Annotated in this window: 14 protein-coding genes; 7 read left to right on the top strand and 7 right to left on the bottom strand. The window is 44.1% G+C overall.

What is annotated here, in order from left to right; all coding sequences use genetic code 11:
* Nucleotides 1-32: 32 nt before the first annotated feature.
* Nucleotides 33-863: a hypothetical protein gene (locus ACCB35_RS04920; RefSeq protein WP_374056008.1), complete on the bottom strand. Its 831-nt coding sequence runs from the start codon at nt 861-863 to the stop codon at nt 33-35.
* Nucleotides 864-986: 123 nt separating this feature from the next.
* A complete protein-coding gene (locus ACCB35_RS04915) occupies nt 987-1,577 on the bottom strand; it encodes a YdhK family protein (RefSeq protein ID WP_374056007.1) in 591 nt (196 codons plus the stop codon).
* A 178-nt stretch (nt 1,578-1,755) separates the two neighbouring features.
* Between ACCB35_RS04915 and ACCB35_RS04910 the strand changes: the two genes are divergently transcribed.
* Together ACCB35_RS04910 and ACCB35_RS04905 are read left to right on the top strand one after the other, a co-directional pair.
* Nucleotides 1,756-3,117 (top strand): sensor histidine kinase, encoded by a 1,362-nt coding sequence (locus ACCB35_RS04910; RefSeq protein ID WP_374056006.1) that lies wholly within the window; start codon nt 1,756-1,758, stop codon nt 3,115-3,117.
* A gap of 18 nt (nt 3,118-3,135) precedes the next feature.
* Nucleotides 3,136-3,819, top strand: a complete 684-nt coding sequence (locus ACCB35_RS04905) for a response regulator transcription factor (protein WP_374056005.1) — start codon at nt 3,136-3,138, stop codon at nt 3,817-3,819.
* Between the two features lie 59 nt (nt 3,820-3,878).
* Here the strand turns inward: ACCB35_RS04905 and ACCB35_RS04900 are convergent, their stop codons facing one another.
* Nucleotides 3,879-4,205 (bottom strand): four-helix bundle copper-binding protein, encoded by a 327-nt coding sequence (locus tag ACCB35_RS04900; RefSeq protein ID WP_324747251.1) that lies wholly within the window; start codon nt 4,203-4,205, stop codon nt 3,879-3,881.
* A gap of 314 nt (nt 4,206-4,519) precedes the next feature.
* On the opposite strand from ACCB35_RS04900, the gene mce reads away from it, so the two are divergent.
* The 3 genes from mce (at nt 4,520) to ACCB35_RS04885 (ending at nt 8,710) form a co-directional block, all read left to right on the top strand.
* Nucleotides 4,520-4,945, top strand: a complete 426-nt coding sequence (gene mce / locus ACCB35_RS04895; RefSeq protein ID WP_374056004.1) for a methylmalonyl-CoA epimerase — start codon at nt 4,520-4,522, stop codon at nt 4,943-4,945.
* A 307-nt stretch (nt 4,946-5,252) separates the two neighbouring features.
* Nucleotides 5,253-6,527, top strand: coding sequence for a M14 family zinc carboxypeptidase (locus ACCB35_RS04890; protein WP_374056003.1), 1,275 nt, complete (start codon nt 5,253-5,255; stop codon nt 6,525-6,527).
* 356 nt (nt 6,528-6,883) lie between these two features.
* Entirely contained in the window at nt 6,884-8,710 is a 1,827-nt protein-coding gene (locus ACCB35_RS04885; RefSeq protein WP_374056002.1) for a M6 family metalloprotease domain-containing protein, read from the top strand.
* Between the two features lie 89 nt (nt 8,711-8,799).
* Here ACCB35_RS04885 and ACCB35_RS04880 read toward each other — a convergent pair whose 3' ends face one another.
* A complete protein-coding gene (locus ACCB35_RS04880) occupies nt 8,800-9,705 on the bottom strand; it encodes a cupin domain-containing protein (protein WP_374056001.1) in 906 nt (301 codons plus the stop codon).
* Nucleotides 9,706-9,888: 183 nt separating this feature from the next.
* Here ACCB35_RS04880 and ACCB35_RS04875 point away from each other — a divergent pair, with 183 nt between their 5' ends.
* Entirely contained in the window at nt 9,889-10,050 is a 162-nt protein-coding gene (locus tag ACCB35_RS04875) for a hypothetical protein (RefSeq protein WP_374056000.1), read from the top strand.
* A gap of 119 nt (nt 10,051-10,169) precedes the next feature.
* Complete coding sequence (locus tag ACCB35_RS04870; RefSeq protein WP_374055999.1) at nt 10,170-10,946, top strand: putative hydro-lyase; 777 nt, start codon at nt 10,170-10,172, stop codon at nt 10,944-10,946.
* Between the two features lie 40 nt (nt 10,947-10,986).
* Here the strand turns inward: ACCB35_RS04870 and ACCB35_RS04865 are convergent, their stop codons facing one another.
* From ACCB35_RS04865 to ACCB35_RS04855, 3 genes are all read right to left on the bottom strand, one after another.
* Entirely contained in the window at nt 10,987-11,955 is a 969-nt protein-coding gene (locus tag ACCB35_RS04865; RefSeq protein ID WP_374055998.1) for a carbohydrate kinase, read from the bottom strand.
* A 22-nt stretch (nt 11,956-11,977) separates the two neighbouring features.
* The gene (locus ACCB35_RS04860) at nt 11,978-13,483 is read right to left on the bottom strand and encodes a glycoside hydrolase family 32 protein (RefSeq protein WP_374055997.1); all 1,506 of its coding nucleotides are present in this window, start codon (nt 13,481-13,483) and stop codon (nt 11,978-11,980) included.
* Nucleotides 13,484-13,548: 65 nt separating this feature from the next.
* Entirely contained in the window at nt 13,549-15,162 is a 1,614-nt protein-coding gene (locus ACCB35_RS04855; RefSeq protein WP_374055996.1) for an ABC transporter substrate-binding protein, read from the bottom strand.
* Between the last annotated feature and the right edge of the window lie 23 nt (nt 15,163-15,185).

The raw sequence follows: 15,185 nt of genomic DNA, 5'->3' as shown, positions 1-15,185 counted from the left end.
AAAGTAAGTCTAGTAAAGCCGTCTTCTTCGTTTTATCTATCATTTAATGGATACAGACGATATTCCCATCTATGTGTGCATTCCTCCAGCATATAATACCCCCTCTCTTCATCCCGCACGATACGGGTGCATTGCTGTCTCGGAATGGCTCCCTCATCATTGTCAGCCGTTATTTCGATCCAGGGCTGATCCGTTGCTTCATCATAATGTGCCACTAGCTGATTTCCATTTATGTTGATGGTTTCACCGCTCTCTTTACTCTCAAGCTTCGTCATGAACGATTCGATATCAGCCGTGAAGTCCTCTGCCCTTCCTGAAGATTTGGATGGATTCAATGATAGCTCTTTTATCCCTTGCCATGTAGAGAACCGAACGGTATCATCAGTGATCCATTCAGCCGTGTCCATGCCTAAAGCATCTTCAGCACCCAAACCCGTTGGATGATTCTTGCCTTGAATGATCAATTTTATCGTTTGATCATCAAGGCGCTTACCGATAAACCCGAACGATGTCTTGTAAAATTCATAAAGGTACGTGGTTTCACCCAGGGTAAATGAACGGTGTTCTATGGTCACAGACTTATTTTCCGGAGACTCGATGGTCGCATATTGGTTATCCATTAGCCAGACCATGACACTGTGTATGAGCAGGGCCGGTATGCTCACGGTTAAGAAGGCGATAGTCCACCCTTTATGAAATCTTGAACGAAATCCGATGACAGCCAGTACAATGATATTCAATAGGATCGGTAACACATGTCCCGTGGGTTTCAAGAAAAGTATGTAGTAATCCATAAGATACATGATGATCAGTACTGCATCAACTAACCCTAATAGGACCAACACCCGTTTTGTAAGGCTCATGGGTATTCCCCCTTCCCTCCTAATTATTTCAACTATTCAAGATTCCTTCAATTCTTTGTTGCACAAAAAAGAGCCTATCCTTTTTTAGAATAAGCTCATGCATTAAGATTTACTAAACAACCTTTATTCAGCCGGTGACAACTCGCTCTCTGTCACCCATTTATGATTCTTTACCTCTTGCCCACCTGTTACTGGTGTGAAATCCACCATATACACCGTCGTCTCTTCAACGGAATCAATTGTCGCGGTCGCGCCTTCCATCCCTTTCATGTGATCGGCGTTTAGGACGACTTCATCCCCAGATGAATAACGTTCCTCACCATGATCGGCAATTTCTTCATGAATGATCCATTTATGATCTTCCACTTTTTCTCCGCCAGTGGTAGGTGTATAGGAAACGGTATAGACGAAGGTCTCGTAAGCACCTGTGATTGTGGCTTCGGCTCCCTTCATCCCACTCATATGGTCATCTTGGATGATGGCTTTACTTCCTGCTGCATAGGTGGGATTCGCCGCTTCCTTCAAGCCTTCAGGTACTTCCCCTGAACTTGAGTGATCCATGTCACCATGGTCCATCCCGTCCATTTCTTCCTTCATTTCCTGGCCATTTCCGTCTTCATGTCCCATATCCTCTTCATTATTGGAGCAGGCCCCCAATAGGAGAAACAGTGCTGTAAAGAGTAACAGAATCGATTTCTTACTATTTGTAGTCATGGTCATCCTCCTTTTCGTCTTCCCACTAAAGTTTACCCCGCAAAATTGCAATTTATATGGAGAAACTGACAAGAACCATGAAGAATTTATGACAAATGCACCCGACTTTCAGGCATTATGCATAGTTTTTTCATATATTTTCGGTAAAATAAAGGAAATGACAAAATGAGGTTTTACCATGAAGAAAATTTCAACCAAGTTAGCTCTTTACTTTACGATCGCGGTACTCGTGATGGAAGGGTTGTTGATGCTCTATCTACATGACAATATCATCGATACACGGGTCGATGAGGAGTTTGAATCGATTCTATCCCGGGGAAACAGTCATCGTGATGTGTTAGAGGACCGTTATTCTGAAACGACACTTCATCACATTGCCCTCATGGAATCGAAAACGGAAACGGAAGTCGTGATCACGGATCAAAGCCATAACGTCATCATTGGCTCAAGTGAATTAACAGATGGAATGCGTGAACTGATCCAAGTCACGCCTGAAACGTTGACGCGTGAAGGAAGGGTCATCGAATCAAATTGGAAGGATATGAATTATTTAGCTACCGTCACATCCTTCGAAAGTGAACGGAACGAAGGATATGTCTATATGTTCAAGAGCGCCGCACCATTACGGAATCTGATCAGCCAATTGAACAGTCATTTCCTTCTTGCAGGAATACTGAGTCTCATTATCTTAACGGGGATCCATTTTCTCCTATCGAAAATTCTGACGCGTCCCCTGTTAAAAATGAAGCAGGCGACAGAAAAATTGAGCAAAGGGAACTTTGAGGTGAAACTTCCGGAACTGGGTCAGGATGAACTAGGGGATCTATCCGATTCCATTCAGAGACTGGCGACAGATTTAGAAACCATTCAACAGGAACGCACTGAATTCTTAGCCAATATTTCTCACGAGCTTAGGACCCCGCTGACCTATGTACAAGGGTATGCCAATGTGGCTCTTCGAGAGGACATCCTGGAATCTGAACGAAAAGAATATCTGAACATTATCCAGGAAGAATCCAAAACGATCCTGACGTTGATCGAAAATTTATTTGAGCTGGCAAAAATTGATGAAAACAATTTCTCCATTCAAACTGCAGCCATCGATTCGAGCCCTTTTTTTCAAAGAGTCATCAACAAGATAACCCCTGTTTTTAAAAGAAAGGGGATCAACCTCATTTTGAATGTGAAGGAAGATTTCACGTTCCATGCCGACCCCATTCGTCTCGAGCAAATCATTATGAACCTGTTGGATAACGCCCTAAAACATTCGCCCTCTCCTTCAACCACTGAGGTGACGGTTGAGCGAACAGAATCAGGGAATATCAGCCTCGTGATTAACGACCAGGGAATGGGCATCCCACCGGATGAACTACCACAAGTATTCAACAGGATGTACCGGGTGGAGAAATCCCGTTCGAGGGAATTTGGTGGATCCGGTCTCGGGCTATCCATTGTGAAAGAACTGGTGGAAGCACATGGCGGTCAAATTTCCATACAAAGTGAACGAAATAAAGGAACATCGATCAACATTATTCTGTGAAGCTTGGAGGTCAGTCTGGTGAATACCATTTTATTAATAGATGATGAAAGAAGGATGCTTAACCTGCTGGAGCTTTATCTGAAGCCTCACGGGTATGTATGCAAAAAGAAAAATAACGGCTATGACGCAATTCAGGCGATTAAGAAACATTCCGTAGATCTGGTCTTATTAGATATCATGATGCCTGAGCTCAGTGGCTTTCAGACCTGTGAAAAAATCAGGGAGTTTTCAAATGTCCCCATCATCATGTTAACGGCCAGGGGGGATAAGGGTGACATCATAAAAGGCTTAAACGCCGGGGCTGATGATTATATCACGAAGCCCTTTGACGAAGGCGAACTGGTCGCACGTGTGAATGCTCAGTTCAGAAGGATCAAACAGTATGACCAAGTAGATGATCAACGCTTGAACAGAGGGGCTTTCACGTTGGATGGAGACTCCTACACGTTAAAATACGAAAATGAAATCAGTTCTCTTACGTTAAAAGAATATAAAATCCTGCACTCTTTGATGAAGAACACAGAACGGGTATACACCCGTGAACAGCTCCTTCTCATGGTATGGGATATCCATTCCACGACCGATATCCGAACCGTGGATTCCCATATCAGGAATTTAAGGGAAAAGCTGAAGAAAGCAGGTTTCCCCATTGAACATCACCTTAAGACGATATGGGGCATCGGCTATCAGTGGAAAATATAGAAACAGTAAAAAAAGATCAAAGGCTCCCTGTCCTTTGATCTTTTCTTATGTTCACTTCATTAGGCGATTTTCTTACATTCTTCTGCACATTTGAAGCAAGCATCGGCACATGCCTGACAGTGATCATGATCATGCTTCTTGCATTCTTCCCCACACGCTTCGCAAATCGCAGCACACACTGAAGCGAGTTCAGACGCAAATGGTGTCCCTCTTACTAAGGATTGTTCTAAGTATGCACACATATCCGCACATTCCCGATCGTACCGGATACATTCTTTCATCATGTTGAGATCTTCTTCCTTTAGACAAGAATCGTAACAATGATTACAAGCCACCATACATTCATGTAGTGCGTTGATTGCCGATTGGTATTTTTCGTGTGACAATGTGAACTCCTCCTTTAAGATTGTGTAATTCCTACACTTTAACTATATCCCGTTCATTCTACGATAAACGGGTTAGATAAATTTTTTATATAAGTTTGAAGTTTATTTTCGTCTGCATGTTTTTTGCAAAAACTGAGGGTAAACAAGGTCATTTTTTGAAGCGTGCCCATTGTATTAGGCAGGTAGTATTTCGTTTTAACTGTTATTAATAGGGATGGACCATGTGTATGCACAAGGACGACTGATTCTTTCACGTCATCAAATAGATATGGTAAGATAACACCTACACTGATTCATACTTTAGGAGAATGAGCATGAAAAAGACAATTGACCATATCGGAGTAGCTGTCAGAAACATGGATGATACCATCCACTTTTATGAGAATGTCCTCGGAGCGAAACTGATCGACCGCTACCGAAGTGATGCCAAGGGTGTCGAAAGTGAGATTGCCATCATGGAAGTGGACGGCGCCAGGACGGAGCTACTTGCGCCGACGAATAATGATACCTCCCCCATCGCACGGTTCATCAAGCAAAAAGGCAAGGGCGTCCACCATATCGCCTATCGTGTGGATGACCTCGATATCGCTCTCGAGGAACTGAAACAAAAGGGGATCCGCACATTGGATGATAGCCTTCGCATCAACAAGCATGGCAGAAGATTGATCTATTTGAACCCTGCTGATACAGAAGGCACAATCATTGAGTATTGTGATTATCCGGATGGGGAAAATATCTAGCCAGACAAAAACGCATTGGACTCATCTTGAGCTCAATGCTTTTTTTGTCACCTCAACAATGATCGGGAAAGAGGGACAGGTTCCGTGTCCCATTTGTTTGTTTGACAGAACCTACTACCCGGGACAACGAACCTTTCCCCATGTCCCTCCAGCAGGACCAAGGAACCCCTGGATGTTGAGTACCTTAGTGAATAAGCCTCATTTTAATGCCAGCCTTCAAATTTCAACAAATTTCCCGAAATTGGATGCGTAGTATGGAGACAAGCGTTTAGTTCGTAACGCTAAATATTTACTCAGGAGGAAGATCATGAAGAAGAAACTAGCTATTCTCACTACTTCCCTGGGACTTGCATTGATCACTTCACAAGGTACATATGCAAATCCGCAATCCAATCCAAATGGTCCTTATGTAGAAAAAGAACAAAATGTGTCACTATCCGGTTTGATGACGAACGAAGAATTAGAAAAGACACTCATGAAATTAGAACATTCCTCTCAAGGAAAAATGCAGCTGGACATCGCAGGCTATTCCAATAACGGTACTCCTCTCTATGTGGCGAAGTATGGTGATAATGACCCAAATAAAAAGCGGGTTTTACTTTATACCCAGATCCATGGGAATGAAGTTCTTGGCACGGAAGCAGCGATGGAAATCATGCAGAAATTCAACTCTGGGGGTAAAGAAGTCAACGACATGCTGGATGAGGTGTCTGTGTGGATCATGCCCAGGGTCAACCCTGATGGAACGATGACTCAATACGAGGATAAGTGGTACCCGGTACGCTACAACCATCAAGCGTGGAACCCGGAAGAATTAGGAATGCCTGCTGATACGGCTTACCCTTGGTATTATAACGCCGATGGATCGGAAAGAGGACAAGCCAATGATGGCAGAATCAATTATGGCATCCCGGGCTATGACTTAAATCGTGACTTTAATCCCGATTATGATTTTGATATTAATGAGGTTGATAAAGAAAAGTTGGCGGAAGTGTTAAACAGCGATTCTACGAATAATCCTTTTTCAACCGGGTTTGTGGTTTCTCCTGAAGCCAAGGCAGTTACCAATGTTGTGAAAGAATTCCATCCAGATGTCGCCATCGACGTGCATCACAGAGGATTCAATGTTCTTTCTGAAGATGATAACCGCTCTGTTTCCATTTCCGTCCTTGGTCTATTTACAACCAAACCCTACACTGATCCATTCACAGGAAAAACCTATAAAGTGAATGATGACGTTGAAAAGCTTAGTAAACAAATCACCGTATTAGGTTATCAATCCTTGCAAAGAGGATTCTCCTCGTTCGGAGCGATCCAGCAGTACCCACAAGTGAACTATCCTGGATCCGGCCTTGGAGCCATACAACTAAACGGAACCGCTACCATGCTGATCGAAGTCAAGGGGCAAACCCAAACACTCGGCCAAAAGCAGAATGGAATGCTGAAGGAAACCGTTAAAGCACCGATTTATGATATTTTGAACTCGATTGCTGATGGTACGGTGGAGAATGTGAATGCGGATTTATATGATGAGATTCCTCCTGCTTATGGTGGGATTAGTGATCCAAGTACTCGTTATTAAATTGGAATCCTTTGAAAAAGACGGGCTTAAGCAGCTCGTCTTTTTGTTTTTGGTTAGTGCTTTTTGAATAATAAAGAATCCTTGAATATAATGACTCTTAATATTCAGGAATCCTACACGCATCCCCTAATTCATCCTTTATTCCTCAAAATATTTTTACAATCTTAGACAAAAACCATTAATAAAAACAGACAAAAATGGAAGCATGTGTTAATACTTGTGTCTTTCTTTGTAGAATTTTTTTTGTTCTCAATTTCACATGAAATAGTTGTAGAAATATGTAGGATAATTCAACTATTTGTTGACAGATTATTCTGATATATTTAATTTGTATCAAATATAAAGGAGTGGTGCTCTTGTTAAAAGTTCTATCTAAAGCTGGTTTATCTCTTGTTATAGCCGGGGGAGTTGCGATGGCAGGCTTCCAAGCAGGTGATGGCCCTGCAAAGGAATCTAGCAAATATGATTTAAGTCTTGCCCATTATGTGGGTGCGTCTCCTGAACTGGCCGAAAAGGCAAAAGAGTTAGGGATTGATGTAGCAAAAGCGGATCCTGCTGAAAAAATTGCTGGACACGGAGCAAAGTTCCAACAAGCTGGTGATAATCATGTTGCTTATAAAGAGGCTACTGGTGACGTGCCAGTACTTGTCATATTAGCCAAGTACAAAGATGGGGACGAACCAATCGGTGACATGAAAGGTCAGATTCCGGCGAAATACTATGAGGATTTAATTTTTGGAGAAGAGTATAATCCTTATAAACTCGATGTATTTAAGCAATATGATAGTCCAGATGTACCGAAAGACCGTACTATGCAAAATGCTTACAAAGAATCCAGTTATGGGAAAGTCAACCTGATACGTAAAGAAAATACTGATTTTGCATGGGTTGAACTGCCAAAAGGCGCTTCCTACTATTTGGACCAGGAAGGCACATATGCTGAAAACGGTACATACGTAAATGGAAATGCGAATGGCGACGCCCACACAGGTGAATTCATTCGGGATCTCCTAAAGTCTGCAGACGATCAGATTGATTTCTCGAAATATGCTGAAAATGGAGAAGTTCCAAATATCTTCGTTGTCCATGAAGGAACAGGTGCTGAATTCAGCCGTGACCCGGCCCAGTTCTGGTCTCATAAATGGTCTCTATTAAGTGCCCTTTATTTTGGGAAGTACTATGAAACTGGTAAACCGACGCCTGATTATGAAGGGAAAGATGTAGACCAATGGATTGATGAAACTATTGCACAGGATATGACGTATGATGGCGTTGTCGTTAATAACTATAACATCCAGCCTGGTATCGGTGGAAACGTTGCAGGATATGATATGGTTACGGATGGCTATAAGGATGAATTGAAACAAGGGCCTTATCCTGCCCAAACCGGAGTATACGCCCATGAATTCGGACACGCCCTTGGCTTACCGGATTTCTATGATACAGCGTACTCTTCTGAGGGTGTAGGAAACTACTCCATGATGGCAGGCGGCTCGTGGATGCGTTATCCAAATGCCCCAGCCTACTCTGGGAACTCACCGACACACTTTGATCCGTTCTCCAAGATTTTCTTAGGATGGGCAGAACCGAAAAATGTAGCACCTGAAGATGGTATTCAGGAAATCAATTTACCACCAATCAACAAAGCAACTGCCGACAATGGAATCGTTAAAATGGAAGTACCGGGATCAAACGGTACTGAATATTTCTTATTCGAAAACGTTCAGCAAGACGGATTCAACAAAGGTCTAGTCCGTCAAGGTGAAGACTCACACGGTTTGGTAGCATGGCATGTGGATGAAAATATCATCAATCTATATCAAACAGCCGGCTTCCGTCCAAACAATGTGGAGAACTGGATGAATAAGCGATTCCAGTATAATCAAACTCAAACAGCAAGTGACGGAACAGTTGTCACTCATTATGGTCTATCTGTTCTTCAATCAGATGGAAACTATGATCTCGAGAAAAACGTGAATCGTGGAGATTCCGGTGACTTCTTCAAAACCGGGGATAAACTGACACCAGTTTCCGGAAATGTTCACACGGGGTCGTACTACTTCTGGAAGGGCAATGGCTCAACGCCAGCTGATTCAGGAATTCATGTAACAGATATCGTAGAGAAAGAAGATGGGTCCATTACTGCTAAATTCTACTACAGCACGAATGAAAAGAAGAGATAATAACGAAAGTTAAAAACCTGAGCCCATTAATCTAGGGCCCAGGTTTTTTCATGAAAAAGGAACGGCTCTGAACCGCCCCTGTATTTCCATCAGTACCCTGAGTAATAACGTCCCTGCTCTGCTGCCTCAGCAGCTTCCGCATCCGCCTTCGTCACATGAACCGTCCCGAATGGATGCTGCGGCGGAGCATAAATTGAATACAGCTTAATCGGCTTATCACCCGTATTGATCAGATTATGCCACGTACCTGCAGGAATGACGATGGCAAAGTCCTCTTCTACTTCTCTCTCAAAATACAGATTATCCTGCCGATCTCCCATTCGAACGATCCCCTTCCCTTGTTCAAGGCGCAGGAACTGATCAAGATAAGGATGGATTTCGAGACCGATATCTTCGCCCGGATTGATGCTCATCAAGGTGACCTGAAGATGTTTTCCCGTCCATAAGGCAGTGCGGAACGTATCATTCTGGACCGTGGCCTCGTCGATGTTCACCACAAACGGCGCAGGACCATAATCCTTCAATGTGACTCGCTGGTCCGCATCTGCCCCCAGATGACTCAATCGCTTCGCATGCTCCCATTCATCTTTACAAGTGTTCAGGAGAACTTCATACGCAGGTGAATGCTGCGCCTGCAAGCAGGCAATCCGAAACTGTTCATAGTCCGCTAATGTTGTTTCGTATCCTCTCTGCAGTCCCTCCCGGTAGGAATAAAATGGGACACTCTCGACCTGGTAAGAAGGCTGACTTCCAGTTATGGAGGTATACAGATTGGTCAACTGCCACCAGTGTCGCTGTTCATCTTCCATCATTTGAAGGAGGTTGTGCTGGTGGTCCTGGTTCGGTGCTGCACTCGCTAACCGGCTATAAAAATCCGCAGAAGAAGCTTTTCCTTTGATTCCATTTAAGAGGACATCCACTAGCTGCTGGTGGGTCTCCTGTCCGTTTCGTGTCATGGTAGTTGGATTCGCATAGGTATGATATGGATAAGACATTGGAACATTGTACATACTGTTCATTCCTTTCAGGTTTTTACCACGATATCATATGCGATGCTTGAGAAGATGTGTTACTACCCAGGCCTACATTCTAGGTTAGTAATCCATCAACCGGGTATAGTACTATAACCTAATTTGGTAAAATTAGTATTTTTAAACACAAAAAATGAGGTGATGATCATGAATCAATGGTATTTTTCCTTCCTTGTGGGTATTGTCGTCTTCCTGGGGTTGTATTTCATAGGAAAACAAGATCTGTCCTTTATTCTTTTATATAGTTTTGGAGTATTCATTGGATTTTTCATCATGTACTTAATGAATAGGAGAAGAGAAAACAAGTAACTGTTCAATCGTAAATGACAGGAGCACGTTGCCTTTCTCCCTGTGCCACTACTATGATAAAATGTATAATATTCTTAATATTCGTTACAACTTGTTTAAGAGAAAGGAAGTTTGAAACCATGCTACCATCTGAGCTAAGATCCAACATCAGGAACGGAAAACACCAAACCCATACGTCCGGGTATTGCCAGGATTATGTCCAAACCAACCTCGTCGTTCTTCCTAAAGAATATGCTTTTGATTTTTTACTGTTCACCATCCGAAATTCAAAAGCCTGCCCCATCGTCGAAGTGCTGGAAGCGGGTCAATTCGAATCCAGATACGCGGAGGGTTCAGATATTCGAACGGATATCCCCATGTATCATGTGTATGAAGATGGTCATTTGGTCGAAAAGAAAACGCGGATCGATGATGTCTGGAGAGAGGATTTCGTCACCTTTCTAATCGGTTGCAGCTTTACATTTGAAAGTCAGCTGATCAAGGGTGAGATTCCTTTGCGTCATATTGAGGAGAATAAAAACGTCGCGATGTATACGACAAACATCCAGACGGAAAAAGCGGGTGTATTCCAGGGTCCGACGGTGGTTTCCATGAGACCGATTCCCGATCACCTAGTACAGAAAGCAACAGACATTACCTCGTTATTTCCTAAGATGCACGGGGCTCCTGTCCATATTGGCGATCCTGGTGAAATAGGCATTGAAGATATAACGAAGCCCGACTATGGCGATTTTGTCGGGATCATGGATGGCGAGACCCCTATGTTCTGGGCTTGCGGTGTGACACCTCAAGCAGTCGCTATCCATGCAAAGATCCCCTACATGATCACTCATGCTCCGGGCTGTATGTTTGTCATGGATTGGAAGAATGAAGAGTATTTGAATGAAGGAGAATAAGATAGGGACGGACCTCTGGATTGGAGGTCCGTCCCTCTTTTTATCTTAGTGTGACTCGGTGCCTGTCCCCGAGTCCCATTATCCCGCTAATGGCTCCGATTTTTGTACAGACTTCTGCCCCTACCTCATTACTATTGCTAATGACTTTCTTGAGTTGTTCAAAATCGTCCAAAAGGTTGTGTGGATTTTGGTGTTGATTGAATTGATGGAGGGTAGCCCCAACAAAGGCATCCCCTGCTCCTGTTGAATCGATGGAATGTACAGGAATACTTGGTACGACGGCCGATTGTTTTCCATTTGAAATGAGGGTTCCATCTTTCCCTAAGGTGACGGCTACAGCACGAGCCCCCATTCTGTGAAGACAGTCAACTCCCGCTGTAAGATTGGAGAATGCGGAAATGAGTTTACATTCCTCTGCACTTACTTTGAGGAAGTCAGCTTGACTGATGCACTTTTCTGCTAATTGAATAAAGTCCCGCTTTCTTCCTTTCCACAGATCACTTCGAAAGTTCGGGTCAAAGGAGACGAATCTCCCTCCTTCTCTGACCGTCTGGATGAAGGTTAAATAAGCGGATTGAAGGGGATCATCCAGTAGGGCTGTGGCTGAGCCAAAGTGAATGATGGATGAGTCCCGCCAGCGGCTTTCATTCAGCTCTTCCTCTGTCAGATGGGCGTCTGCCCCTCTATTAAACACGAAATCTCTTTCTCCATCTTTTTTTAATGAGACGAAAGCAATCGTCGTTGGATGATTTCCATCTACGATAATCGAAGAATCATCCATGGTAAGATCCATCATGGTTTGTTTCAGGAAATGGCCAAATGGGTCATTTCCTACTTTGCTTAGGAATCGGGCCTTGCCACCAAGTGTGGTAATGGTCGCACACACATTGGCGGGAGCTCCTCCTGCTTGTTTAGAAAAGTGTTGTCCTTTAGTCAGGTCTGTATCAATGTCTGTACAGAAGAAATCGATGAGTAATTCTCCGATACACAGAATCGTGGGTTCATTCATTTTTCCAAGCTCCTTTAATCTCCTATTCCTTACTCCAGATAGAAGAGAGTTCAGTAAGGGATAGTTGTTCAACATTCGCCTTTCCTCCAATAGCCGTCAATGAAAGGGTCGTATCCGTTCCCTTCGGAAAGATAAGATTGGTGAAAGCGGAACGGCCTTCCTGTGCGAATACCTCTATAGAGGATGAATCCAGGAATAGCTGAAGAATGAGCTTATCCTCCATTAATTCCACATGCCCCTCCGAGATGCCGGAGAACGAATCCGAAAAGCCGTCTATTCCTGACTGCGTCCGATCGACAGATAACGTATTGGTGAACCTTTCATACCGAATACTCGTTTTCTCTTCTGCTGAATGATGGAGATCAAGGTTGAACTCCTTTGCATCATCCAGCTTTACAACCAGATTCAATTCCATTAATGCATGATCCACTTCAATCGAATGGCATTCCTCTTCCGAAAGCTTTATTTGCTCGCTGACCTTTGTTTCTTTTCTAATTTGCTTAAACTCAGATACAGTTTTTTGAATAAGACGGACTCCACTTAAAGTCGTAACCAGGGTCAGCTCTCTTGGAAGCGTCATGGCACCTCTCCACGTTTCAGTAGGAACCTGGTTTGCATATCTCCAATTGTTCATCCATCCAAGGTAGATGCGCCTGCCGTCCTTTTCGGGAATATCGGACCAACTCACTCCTGCATAGTTGTCTCGTCCATAATCAAGCCAGAGAATGGTGTCCCCATCAAGGAGGTTGGTAAACGTCTTTCCATCAAAGTCTCCTACAAAGTACTGGGTCCTTGACCCTTCCTTGTAATCGGGATTGTCGCCTATACTTACCAGCATCACCCATTTCATATGATCTGGATTTCCGTCCACCATGAGGGGAAACAGGTCCGGGCATTCCCACACTCCGAAATGTGCCCCTTCGTCCTGACCAAATTCACTTGCGAACTCCCAGTCGATCAAATTGGCGGATGTATACAGGGTAATGGTTTGACCGGTCGCGAGCACCATCACCCAACGTTCAGAGTCGTCATGCCAAAATACTTTGGGATCCCGGTAATCGGTGATGTCTTCATCAGACAAGACCGGATTCCCCCCGTATTTCTCCCACGTCCGGCCGTTGTCACGACTACAGGCAAGACTTTGCCTCTGCCTCGGGCGTTCGGAATCCGGATACGTATCAGCACTTGTATAAATGGCGACAAGTCCCCCACTCTCCCCTTCGAAGAACCCCGACGTATTCTTCCAGTCCACCACGGCACTTCCGGAGAAAATGGCACCGTGCCCGTCAGGATAAAGAGCAATCGGCAGTTCTTCCCAGTGAATTAAATCTTTACTGACTGCATGTCCCCAGTGCATCGGTCCCCACGTGGTTCCGTGTGGATGATATTGAAAGAACAGATGATATTCACCTTCAAAAAAGACCATCCCATTGGGATCATTCAGCCACTTTTCCTTTGGTGAAAAGTGAAATTGTGGCCGGTGTGCCTCTGAATATAGGTTTGTTTTTTCTCTAAACGGATTTGTCATAAGGATCCTCCTTTACCTTCGAAAGGCTGCACGCTTGCTCATGCAAGGTGCAGCCAGCAATTTGATTAAGATTGATTTCGGTCATACCCATCCTGCTTGATTTTCAGCCACTCTTGCAATCCGAGACGATCCAACTCTTTCAGGTAATCTGCCCATTCTTCATCGGCCTTCCCATTCGTGATCCATTCGGCCTTTTTCCGCTTCACATACGAAAGTAAATCGGTCTCGATCTTTGAAAGCTTATCTAATTCATCAAGGGAGAAGAACACTCGAGGATAGATATTTTCTGCCTTCATATCCGGTACCATGACATCCTTCATCAGCCCCAGTCTCCAGGCAGCATCATCCGGTTTCGTCGTAACAGCTCCATAGTATTCGTCCAGAATGGCCAGTGGCCCTCCAACAGACGTTTTTTCCCTTAACTCGACAGGCGCAGTGCCTTCCAAAGGTAGATGCTTCAATGAATTGGTTGCGGAATCCATTTCAAAGATGTTTTGCTGTTTATCATCTCCGTAGGTTCCCCAGTTATTTTGAACCGATTGAAGCGGACTATAGAACTGATCAATCCATTTCGCCGTCAATTCAAGGTTCTCGTTCGCACTTGTAATCACCATTCTGTTCCGGTCGAATCCCATGCCGTTGGTTCTTGTCACATTCTTCGTCCCATCCGGTCCTTCAAGGGCAGGCATGAGGTCATACTTGTCATTCATCCCCGTGATATTGGCTTTGTCCCATGTAAAGTACATTCCGTAGCGACCTTCTTTCCCCTTGGACAAGTAAGTATTCCAATCCTGTTCAAAGGCTTCTACGTCGATTAAGTCTTCTTTATATAGCTCATTCAAATAATTGATGGCATCCTTATACCCTTCATCCGCTGCCGTCAGCTTTACTTCTCCGTCATTCGTGACAACGGTGTGATCCCAGTTTTCCCCTAATCCGAACGAGCCGAATAAGAAGGACACATCTTCACCGCCATGATTGATGATGAATGACATCGGGATTTCATCTGCCTCTCCATTTCCGTTTGGATCCTGCGTCTTGAATGCTTTCAGGACTTGTTTTAGTTCATCGGTTGTTTTCGGCATCTCAAGCCCCAGTTTATTTAGCCACTCGACATTGATCCAAGGGAAGTCATCGACGGAGTGGATACTTTCTTTCCCTGAACCCAGCTCTTCAATCCAAGGGAAGGAATAGATATGTCCGTCCGGTGCCGTCATCATCGACCTGTATTCAGGCGCATCGTCCAGGACCTTTTTCAGATTGGGCATATGCTCATCTATTAGATCCTCAACCGGTACGATCGCCCCATCCTTTGCAAGCTTCAACAATTCGTAATCACTGTATCCCGCATTCATAATCGCGTCGGGAAGCTCGCCGCTTGCTATCGCCAAGTTCCGTTTTTCATTGAAGGTTTCTCCTGCTGTATAATTGGTCCAGTCGATCTTCACTCCCGTTTCTTCCTCCAGCCTTTTGAAAATCAGCTTTTCATTCGGATCATCCGGAGCGAGTGGTGAACTAGACGTCATCATCTTCAGTGTCACCTGTTCCTCCAACGGAAACTTCACATTTTCCAGTTCGTAATTCTCAGAAGAAGCACTTTCACTGTTGTTGCTGCATCCCGCTGCCAGGAGCATGCCTGACATTAGAAGTACCGACATTGTCTTCGTCTTTTTCCCCATTGTTAAACCCCCATTATAAAATT

It is taken from the genome of Rossellomorea sp. FM04394 (genome assembly GCF_041889765.1).
In the GTDB taxonomy this organism is placed as follows: domain Bacteria; phylum Bacillota; class Bacilli; order Bacillales; family Bacillaceae_B; genus Rossellomorea; species Rossellomorea aquimaris_B.
This window is presented reverse-complemented; position numbering and strand designations above follow the sequence as displayed.

What these genes read in the sequence shown, in the direction of transcription:
- ACCB35_RS04920 (WP_374056008.1), bottom strand. Translation starts at nt 863, where the DNA reads ATGAGCCTTACAAAACGGGTGTTGGTCCTATTAGGGTTAGTTGATGCA.
- ACCB35_RS04915 (WP_374056007.1), bottom strand. Translation starts at nt 1,577, where the DNA reads ATGACTACAAATAGTAAGAAATCGATTCTGTTACTCTTTACAGCACTG.
- ACCB35_RS04910 (WP_374056006.1), top strand. Translation starts at nt 1,756, where the DNA reads ATGAAGAAAATTTCAACCAAGTTAGCTCTTTACTTTACGATCGCGGTA.
- mce (WP_374056004.1), top strand. Translation starts at nt 4,520, where the DNA reads ATGAAAAAGACAATTGACCATATCGGAGTAGCTGTCAGAAACATGGAT.
- ACCB35_RS04890 (WP_374056003.1), top strand. Translation starts at nt 5,253, where the DNA reads ATGAAGAAGAAACTAGCTATTCTCACTACTTCCCTGGGACTTGCATTG.
- ACCB35_RS04880 (WP_374056001.1), bottom strand. Translation starts at nt 9,705, where the DNA reads ATGTCTTATCCATATCATACCTATGCGAATCCAACTACCATGACACGA.
- ACCB35_RS04875 (WP_374056000.1), top strand. Translation starts at nt 9,889, where the DNA reads ATGAATCAATGGTATTTTTCCTTCCTTGTGGGTATTGTCGTCTTCCTG.
- ACCB35_RS04870 (WP_374055999.1), top strand. Translation starts at nt 10,170, where the DNA reads ATGCTACCATCTGAGCTAAGATCCAACATCAGGAACGGAAAACACCAA.
- ACCB35_RS04865 (WP_374055998.1), bottom strand. Translation starts at nt 11,955, where the DNA reads ATGAATGAACCCACGATTCTGTGTATCGGAGAATTACTCATCGATTTC.
- ACCB35_RS04860 (WP_374055997.1), bottom strand. Translation starts at nt 13,483, where the DNA reads ATGACAAATCCGTTTAGAGAAAAAACAAACCTATATTCAGAGGCACAC.
- ACCB35_RS04855 (WP_374055996.1), bottom strand. Translation starts at nt 15,162, where the DNA reads ATGGGGAAAAAGACGAAGACAATGTCGGTACTTCTAATGTCAGGCATG.